This is a genomic window from Sphaerotilus sulfidivorans (assembly GCF_013426975.1).
GTDB classification, from domain to species: domain Bacteria; phylum Pseudomonadota; class Gammaproteobacteria; order Burkholderiales; family Burkholderiaceae_C; genus Sphaerotilus; species Sphaerotilus sulfidivorans.
On sequence record NZ_JACCPY010000066.1, the window covers coordinates 1 to 8,260 of the forward strand.

The 8,260-nt window shown below is 68.8% G+C and carries 8 protein-coding genes; 3 read left to right on the forward strand and 5 right to left on the reverse strand.

Annotated elements, in window-relative coordinates:
* The coding region (sucD, locus tag HZU84_RS19755; protein ID WP_180693106.1) for a succinate--CoA ligase subunit alpha at window positions 1–893 on the forward strand (893 nt) is incomplete at its 5' end.
* Window positions 894–1,030: 137 nt separating this feature from the next.
* On the opposite strand, the gene HZU84_RS19760 is transcribed toward sucD, so the two are convergent.
* Window positions 1,031–1,993 (reverse strand): TerC family protein, encoded by a 963-nt coding sequence (locus HZU84_RS19760; RefSeq protein ID WP_149505344.1) that lies wholly within the window; start codon window positions 1,991–1,993, stop codon window positions 1,031–1,033.
* Between the two features lie 342 nt (window positions 1,994–2,335).
* Between HZU84_RS19760 and HZU84_RS19765 the strand changes: the two genes are divergently transcribed.
* Window positions 2,336–2,692, forward strand: coding sequence for a phage holin family protein (locus HZU84_RS19765; RefSeq protein ID WP_149504579.1), 357 nt, complete (start codon window positions 2,336–2,338; stop codon window positions 2,690–2,692).
* A gap of 45 nt (window positions 2,693–2,737) precedes the next feature.
* Here HZU84_RS19765 and HZU84_RS19770 read toward each other — a convergent pair whose 3' ends face one another.
* Window positions 2,738–4,315 carry a M48 family metalloprotease gene (locus tag HZU84_RS19770; protein ID WP_244954325.1) on the reverse strand — a complete coding sequence of 526 codons (1,578 nt, stop codon included), beginning with the start codon at window positions 4,313–4,315 and terminating at the stop codon, window positions 2,738–2,740.
* Between the two features lie 142 nt (window positions 4,316–4,457).
* On the opposite strand from HZU84_RS19770, the gene moaC reads away from it, so the two are divergent.
* Window positions 4,458–4,943, forward strand: a complete 486-nt coding sequence (gene moaC, locus HZU84_RS19775; protein WP_149504581.1) for a cyclic pyranopterin monophosphate synthase MoaC — start codon at window positions 4,458–4,460, stop codon at window positions 4,941–4,943.
* A 129-nt stretch (window positions 4,944–5,072) separates the two neighbouring features.
* On the opposite strand, the gene HZU84_RS19780 is transcribed toward moaC, so the two are convergent.
* From HZU84_RS19780 to HZU84_RS21045, 3 genes are all read right to left on the reverse strand, one after another.
* The gene (locus HZU84_RS19780; RefSeq protein ID WP_149504582.1) at window positions 5,073–6,845 is read right to left on the reverse strand and encodes a PglL family O-oligosaccharyltransferase; all 1,773 of its coding nucleotides are present in this window, start codon (window positions 6,843–6,845) and stop codon (window positions 5,073–5,075) included.
* Window positions 6,846–6,901: 56 nt separating this feature from the next.
* Window positions 6,902–7,306: a pilin gene (locus tag HZU84_RS19785; protein ID WP_420821119.1), complete on the reverse strand. Its 405-nt coding sequence runs from the start codon at window positions 7,304–7,306 to the stop codon at window positions 6,902–6,904.
* Window positions 7,307–7,504: 198 nt separating this feature from the next.
* A complete protein-coding gene (locus HZU84_RS21045) occupies window positions 7,505–7,981 on the reverse strand; it encodes a pilin (RefSeq protein ID WP_149505346.1) in 477 nt (158 codons plus the stop codon).
* Window positions 7,982–8,260: the final 279 nt, after the last annotated feature.

Below are 8,260 nucleotides of genomic sequence, written 5' to 3' on the forward strand. Positions count from 1 at the left end.
TGAGCATCCTGATCAACAAGGACACCCGCGTCATCACCCAGGGCATCACGGGCAAGACCGGTCAGTTCCATACGCTGGGCTGCCAGGCCTACGCCAACGGCAAGAACTGCTTCGTCGCCGGCGTGAATCCGAAGAAGGCCGGCGAGTCGTTCTCGGACATTCCCATCTACGCCTCGGTCAAGGAAGCCGCGCAGCAGCAAGGCGCGACCGTGTCGGTGATCTACGTGCCGCCGGCCGGCGCCGCCGCGGCGATCTGGGAAGCCGTCGAGGCCGACCTGGACCTGGCGATCTGCATCACCGAAGGCATCCCGGTCCGGGACATGCTGGAAGTGCGCAACAGGATGAAGGCCAAGGAAGCCGCCGGTGGCAAGAAGACGCTGCTGCTGGGCCCCAACTGCCCGGGCCTGATCACGCCGGAAGAGATCAAGATCGGCATCATGCCCGGTCACATCCACCGCAAGGGCCGCATCGGCGTGGTCTCGCGCTCAGGGACCTTGACCTATGAAGCCGTGGCGCAGCTGACCGAGCTGGGCATCGGCCAGTCGTCGGCCGTCGGCATCGGAGGTGACCCGATCAACGGCCTGAAGCACATCGACGTGATGCGCGCCTTCAACGACGATCCGGACACGGACGCCGTGATCATGATCGGCGAGATCGGCGGCCCGGACGAGGCCGAAGCCGCCCGCTGGGTCAAGGACAACATGAAGAAGCCGGTCGTCGGCTTCATCGCCGGTGTCACCGCGCCTCCGGGCAAGCGCATGGGCCACGCCGGTGCGCTGATCTCGGGCGGCGCCGACACCGCTGACGCCAAGCTCGCCATCATGGAAGAGTGCGGCTTCAAGGTCACCCGCAATCCGTCGGAGATGGGTCGCATCCTGAAGTCGCTGCTGTGATGCTGCGCTGATCCCGGCCGCCCGGCCGGGGCTGCGGGCAACGCGACAAAAAAGGCCACCCCGCAAGGGGTGGCCTTTTTCATGGGCTTGGTGATGCTCGTGGGCACCCGCTTTCGCGGGTGTGACGGAAGGCGGGATCAGCCGTTGTTGGCCGGCAGCTTCGGCGCGGTGCGCACGCTCAGCCACATCGTCAGGGCCAGGATGCCGATCACGGCGCCCAGCGACGCGAACACCGGAATCTTCACGATGTCGATCAGCAGCATCTTGGTGCCGATGAAGGCCAGGATCACCGCCAGGCCGTAGCTCAGCAGATGGAACTTCGAGGCCATCGCCGCCAGCAGGAAGTACATCGCACGCAGGCCCAGGATCGCGAAGATGTTCGAGGTCAGCACGATGAACGGATCGCTGGTGATGGCGAAGATCGCCGGAATCGAGTCGACCGCGAAGATCACGTCGGTCACGCCCACCAGCGCGATGACCAGCAGCAGCGGGGTGGCGATGCGCTTGCCGTTCTCGACGGTGAAGAACTTTTCACCATCGAAGTTCTTGCTGACCGGCAGCACCTTGCGCAGCAGCTTCAGCGCCGGGTTGCTTTCCAGGTCAGGCTCCTGGCCGGCCGCCCACCACATCTTGATGCCGGTGATCAGCAGGAAGGCACCGAAGACATACAGGATCCAGTGGAACTGCGCGATCAGCCAGGCGCCCACCAGGATCAGCACCGTGCGCAGCACCATCGCGCCGATGATGCCGATCATCAGCACCCGCTTCTGGTACGACGGCGGTACCGCGAAGTAGGTGAAGATCATCAGGAAGACGAAGATGTTGTCGACGGCCAGCGACTTCTCGATCAGGTAGCCGGTCAGGAACTCGAGCGCGCGGGTGTTGGCGATCTCGGTGCCATGCTCGCGCCAGGTGGCCCACCACAGCAGGCCGTTGAAGGCCAGGCTGAGCGCCACCCAGACCAGCGACCAGTTCAGCGCCTCCTTGACGCTCACTTCATGTGCGCCCTGCTTGCGCAGCACCACGAAGTCCACGAACAGGGCCAGCAGCACCACCGCCCCGAAGAAGAGCCAGAGCCAGTCTGGCGCCATCGAATTCATCAGCATGAACAGCACTCCACAGGTTTCGATCAGGTCGTTCGACGAATGACGAGACTCGGAGCGGCCTTCGGCACGGTCTGCGCAGCCCTGAAGGGCGCTCCGTACCGAAAGGTCTTGCGACAAGCGGCACGGCGGGCGCCGTGCGGGTGTTTGTCTGCGAACCCGGGTGAGCCGCTGTCGGGCAGTTCACCGTACTGACGGGATGCCGCGAGAGCCTGGCGACCCTCTGCTACTCCCCTTTCGATGGCACGGATTCTGCCTGAACTCTTCTTTTCCCTCAAAATTGCAGGGTTGAACAGTCGGGTACCAATGCCCTCTGATGCGTGTATCCTTTCACGCATCATGCTGAAGCTGTTCGCTCGCTGGTTCCTGCTTGCTGCCGCGCTGCTGCTGGTGGCGACCCTCTATCCCGGGCTCGAGGTGCGGGGCTTCGGCGCCGCGCTGATGGCGGCGCTGATTCTCGGCCTGCTCAATGCGGTCGTGCGCCCGCTGCTGGTGGTGCTGACGCTGCCGGTCACCGTGGTGACGCTGGGCCTGTTCCTCTTCGTCATCAATGCCTTGGTGTTCCAGTTCGCGGCCTGGATGCTCGACGGGCTGCAGGTCGCCGGATTTGGCGCGGCGCTGATCACCTCGCTGCTGTACAGCCTGTGCGGCATGGTGATCGACAGCGCGCTGCAGCGCCTGTTCGACGAAGACTGAGCGACGAGAACGGCGCGGCACCCCGCCAGGGCCTTCGGTCCTGCTTCAGTCGTCCTCGCCGCGACGCTCGCGCTCCAGCTCGGCGCGGCGCTGCTGCTCGAGCGCCTTCAGCCGCGACTCGATGACGACGCCCTCCATCGACTCGACCGCACCGCTGCTGCGCGAGAGCCGCTGGCCAGCGCGCAGTCGGTCGACCGCACCGGCCAGATCGCCCAGTGCCGCCTGCGCCTCGGCCTGGGCGCGCAGCGAGGCCAGCGGCTGCCCGAGCCGCTCCGACACCCGCGCCAGCGCCTGCCACGCACCGGCATCGCCCGGACGCACGCTGACCCAGGTCTGCAGATCCTCGCGGACCCGACCGGCCTGCGTCGCATCGGCCTGCGGCAGCGCGGCCAGCCGGGCCGACAGCATCAGGCCGGCGCGGCTGCCGTCGAGCAGACCGCCGGAGAGCAGCCGCGCCGCCTCGGTCGTCTGGCCGCGGTCGAGCATCGACTCGATCTGGATGATCTGCACGGCCCGCTGCACCGGTGCGCCCTGGCCTGCCGCCAGCGTGCGTGCGCGGGCCAGCGCGGCATCGGCTGCACGCCAGTCCTTCAGCCGGGTGGCGGCCAGCGCGGCGGCACAGGCGGTGGACAAGGCCTCCGGCGTGCCGGCCACCGCCGCCGCGCCGGGCACGCCGCCGCCGGCCAGCCGGCTCAGCGTCTCGCCGCGGCCGTCCATCAGCGCGCGGGCGCGGCCCTGCATCGCCGCATGCAGCCAGCGTGCCGCGTCCGGAGCCGCGCCCGACCCAGCCGGATTCACGCCCAGACGCGAGCGGGCCTCGGCCATGCGCTCGCCGGTCAGCGGGTGCGAGCGCAGATAGGGAAACTGGCCGCTGTCGTTGAGCCGCGAGGCACTCTGCAGCCGGTCGAACATGCCGGCCATGCCCTCGGGCGCGAAACCCGCCGCCTCCAGCACGCCGAAGCCGATGCGGTCGGCCTCGCGCTCCATGTCGCGCGAGAAGTTGAGCTGGCCCTGCGCAGCGACCGCCTGTCCGCCGACGATCATCGCGTTGGCCGCATCCCCGCTGCGCGAGGCGGCCAGGATGCCGGCGATCATCGTCGCCGCGCCGATCAGCGACTGGCGCCGGCTGGTCGCGATCGAGCGCGCGATGTGGCGCTGCGTCACATGCGAAAGCTCATGCGCCAGCACCGCGGCCAGCTCGTCGCGGGTGGAGGTGATCGCGATCAGGCCCAGATGCACGCCGACATGGCCGCCGGGCAGCGCAAAGGCGTTGACGCTGCGGTCGCGCACCAGGAAAGTCGCCCAGGCGAACTGCTCGCGCTGCTCGTCGGGCAGATCGCCGCGGGCGCGGGCGGCGGCCAGCAGCGGCTGCCACAGCGAGTCGACATAGTCCTGCAGCAGCGGATCGTCGAGCAGGTCCGGGTCGCGGCGCAGCTCCTTCATGATGCGCTCGCCCAGCCGGCGCTCGGCGCCGAGGCCCAGCTCGTCGCCGCCGGCGTCACCCAGCGCGGGCAGGGTCGGCGCGGCGGCGGGGGTGGCCGCCTGCGCCGGTGAGGCCGGCGCCAGGGCCAGCGGCATCGTCAGGCCCAGCAGTGCGGCCAGCAGCAGCGGAGTCGTCTTCATCATCTTCCTGGAACGAGGCTGCGTATCATGCCGCCACCCTGGCGCCGGCGTGTATCTCCCTGCTGAGGCCCAGGCCGCTGACAGCGGCGCCGGCTACAACACGCATCCGTCCTCCACCTCCACCGACTGCCGTCCCCCTGCGATGAACTCACCGCTGACCCACTTCGATGCCCACGGCCAGGCCCACATGGTCGACGTGTCGGCCAAGAATCCGACGCACCGCGTCGCCACCGCCACCGGCACGATCCGCATGCAGCCCGAGACGCTGGCGCTGATCGCACGCGGCGAGGCGAAGAAGGGCGACGTGATCGGCATCGCGCGCATCGCCGCGATCCAGGGCGCCAAGCGCACCGCCGATCTGGTGCCGCTGTGCCATCCGCTGCCGATCACCCGGGTGGCGGTCGACTTCCGCCTCGACGAGGCCGCCTCGGCGGTGCACTGCGAGGCCACCGTCGAGACGCTGGGCCGCACCGGCGTCGAGATGGAGGCGCTGACCGCCGTCCAAGTCGGTCTGCTGACCATCTACGACATGTGCAAGGCGGCCGAGAAGGGCATGGTCATGACCGACATCCGCCTGCTGGAGAAGCGCGGCGGCAAGTCCGGCGACTGGCTCGCTCAGCACCCGTGATCCCGTCCCGCCCACCCCGCCATCGTCATCCTCGCGAAGGCGAGGACCCACGCCTGCCAAAGCCGTGGGCCCTTCGTGGGTGCCCGCCTTCGCGGGCATGACGGGAGGTGTGCTGGCGCAGGCTCCGGCTCAGGGCCGCATCAGCTCGGCCGGCAGGGCCGGATCGGGCAGGCACTGGAACGGCGTGGGTCGGCGGTCCGAGCCCGGCGCATCGCAGACCGAGAAGAATTCGGCCGAGGCCGGATTGCGGAACTCGCGCAGTCGCGCCGCCACATGCGCGGCGCGGGCCGTCTCGCCGCGGCCCTCGAGCGCCCGGGCGTAGGCGATCATCAGCCGGGTGTCGGCCAGATGGTGCAGCGGCCGGTCGAAGGCGTCGAAGACCTCCTCGGGCGCCTTGGCCATCGTCGCGCGGGCATAGTCGGCGTGATGCCCCCACAGCACGCTGCGCCGGCCGCGCTCGATGCGCGCCGACAGCGGCTCGGCCTCGCCGAAGGACAGCTCGGGCTCGAAGATCACCGACACTGTCCAGTACTCGACCGTCGACCAGACCGAGGCGACCAGCGCCAGGGCGCCGGTCACGCTCCACAGCCACGGTCCCAGGCGCAGGCGCCAGCCCGGCGCGGCCGCCGGCGGCCGCGCCGGCTCGACCGAGGCGGACACGCTGCCGGTGAGCCAGCCCGCGAGCATCATCGCCGGCAGCAGGAAGTAGACGTACCACAGCGGATACTCGAGCAGGCTGTGCACGCCGACCATCACCAGCATGAACAGCGCGGTCCGGGCGTCGCGCGCGCGCTCCTCGTCGGCATCGACCAGCGCCCGACGGGCACGCCAGCCCGCCCAGGCCACGCCGGCCAGCACCGCACCGGCCAGCGGCAGGCCGGACTCCACCGCCAGCTGCAGCGGCAGGTTGTGGCTGTGATCGAAGAAGGCGACCGGCCGGCCGGGAAACGGCGTCATCGACCAGACGAAGTTGAAGGCCCCGACGCCGACGCCGGTCCAGGGATGCGCCTGCACCAGCGCCCAGGTGTTGGCCCAGATGCGCCCGCGCGAGCTGCTGGCGTCGCCATGCAGCGTCTTCTTGAGCTGGTCGTCGCCATAGAACATCACGCCATGCGAGGCCAGCCACTGCTCCAGCCCGACCCAGCACAGCGCATAGAACGGCACCATCGCCAGCAGCAGGCCGCGCACCGGCGCCGGCAGGCGGCGGTCCAGCAGGCCCCACAGCGCCAGCAGCACCACGCCGACCAGGCCGGTGCGCGAGGCGGTCATCGCCACGCCGAAGACCAGCGCGGCCAGCACCAGCGCCAGCTGCACGATCGGACGACGCTCGCGCAGCGACAGCCAGACCGCGGCGGCGGCGGCCCACAGCAGCAGCGTCGAGAGCTGGTTGGGCTGGCGCATGTTGCCAATGGCCCGCCCGGGCGTGGTCGCGAAGGCGACCCAGCGGCCGTCGGCCAGCTCGGGCGCGAAGACCTGCACCGCGCCGATCACCACGCTGAGCAGTCCGGCCGTCAGCAGCGCGCACATCAGCGGCAGGGTCCAGTCGCCGCCGCGGCCGTCACGGCAGCTGCGGGCCACCGCGTGCATCAGCGCGCCGCCGAGCAGCAGACAGCCCAGAGGCGCCAGCCGCTGCCCCCAGGGCGCGGAGGACAGCGCGGTGGCCAGCAGCAGCAGCGCGCCCACGCCCAGCAGCCCGCGGGTGGCGGCGGAAGATCCGGCCGCACCGGGCCGGGCGCCCAGCGCCCAGACCATCAGCCACAGGCCGCAGCCACCGAAGGCCAGCGCCTGGTTGAAATAGGTCGAGGTCGGCGGCGCGCTGCCGGCAATCAGGAAAGGCAGCGCGACGGCCAGCAGGGCCAGCGGCAGGAAGGCGTTGCGGTCAGCGGAAAGCGGCGGCGTCATGCGCGCCGATCATAGCGAGCCGAGCCGCTCGCCCCGGACCCGCGCAGGCCTGCGCTTCAGCTGCCGCGGCACTCCGCCGGCACATGGCGCGGCGACAGGCCGCCGCTGGAAGGAATGCGGCAGGACCAGCGGATGCTGCCCGAGGCGGCCTCGGGCTGGAGCAGAAGGCTGCCGTCCTGGACCCGCGAATTGAAGCGGATGGTGATGATGCCGGCACTGCCGACAGAAACCGAGCTGACACTGTTGCCGGCGATCTTCTCGGGCTCCACCAGACCGGCGGCCTCATTGCTGTCAGGCCAGCGGGAATTGGTGCCGTAGAACTCGGTCACCATGTCGCGGGCTTCCATGCTCAGGCGCAGCCCTTCGGAGACGCGGGCGCGCAGCGCATAGTCCTGGTAGGCGGGCAGCGCGATGGCCGCCAGCACGCCGACGATCGCGACGACGATCATCAGCTCGATCAACGTGAATCCGGGCGAGGGCCTGACTGCTCTCCCCCCGGGACGACAGCGGCGGTGTGGCACATGGCGTGGCATTCCTGCGGAAAACTGCTGCCGTTGTAGAGAATCCGCCGCCATTCACCAAGGAACAAATTCGTTTTCGGGCGCCAGAAACGCAAGATGCGCCCGAAGGCGCATCTTTACCCCTCAGACAAGGGGGTGTCAGCTACGGCATTCGGCCGGGACGTACTTGCCCTTGATCGTGCCCTTGGCTCCGTCACGAGTGGAAGCTGCTGACAGGCAATTCCAAGTGATAGAACCGCTGGCCGGAATCGTAGATGCCGTCGCCGTGCCCGACAGCGCATTGGCCCCATCACGCGGAGCCAGAACAAGCGTAGCCCCATTATCAATTGCCGAAGTGAACGTGATGGTGATCTCGCCCGTAGTTTCACTGATGCTGACGCTAGCAACGTTCTTGGTCGGTTCAGGGGCTTGGAAGCCTGATTTCAGCGGAGCACCGTTCGCCGCGTTCTCTGCCACCGTGGCCTTCGCGCCAGCCGCCAGCGACAGACCTTCCGAAACCTTGGCGCGGACCGTGTAGTCCTGATAGGCCGGCAGTGCCACCGCCGCCAGGATGCCGATGATCGCCACGACGATCATCAGTTCGATAAGCGTAAAACCTTGTTGCGCGCGCTTCATGGAAGGATCCTCCGTCAAGTGAGTAGACGGCAGGAAATGTGCAGACTTCGTGCCAGCCCTCAAAGCCCCAACAGACCGGGCGGAGCGGCGCTGATGCGGCTCAGGAAGTGACATTTTTTGGCCGACAAGGTCGACGGCGCTGCCAAGAAATATCAGATCCTCACGCAGACGGCCAAGATTTGTCACCCGGATGCGGGGGATGAACCCGTTCGGCGTGCCCGACTTCACACGCAATTGCTTGCAGAAATGAAAAAAGGGTGGCTTGACAGCCACCCTTTT

Excerpts from the sequence above, each read along its gene's own strand:
- HZU84_RS19760 (WP_149505344.1), bottom strand. The coding sequence starts at position 1,993 with ATGAATTCGATGGCGCCAGACTGGCTCTGGCTCTTCTTCGGGGCGGTG.
- HZU84_RS19780 (WP_149504582.1), bottom strand. The coding sequence starts at position 6,845 with ATGACGCCGCCGCTTTCCGCTGACCGCAACGCCTTCCTGCCGCTGGCC.
- HZU84_RS19765 (WP_149504579.1), top strand. The coding sequence starts at position 2,336 with ATGCTGAAGCTGTTCGCTCGCTGGTTCCTGCTTGCTGCCGCGCTGCTG.
- moaC (WP_149504581.1), top strand. The coding sequence starts at position 4,458 with ATGAACTCACCGCTGACCCACTTCGATGCCCACGGCCAGGCCCACATG.
- HZU84_RS21045 (WP_149505346.1), bottom strand. The coding sequence starts at position 7,981 with ATGAAGCGCGCGCAACAAGGTTTTACGCTTATCGAACTGATGATCGTC.
- HZU84_RS19770 (WP_244954325.1), bottom strand. The coding sequence starts at position 4,315 with ATGAAGACGACTCCGCTGCTGCTGGCCGCACTGCTGGGCCTGACGATG.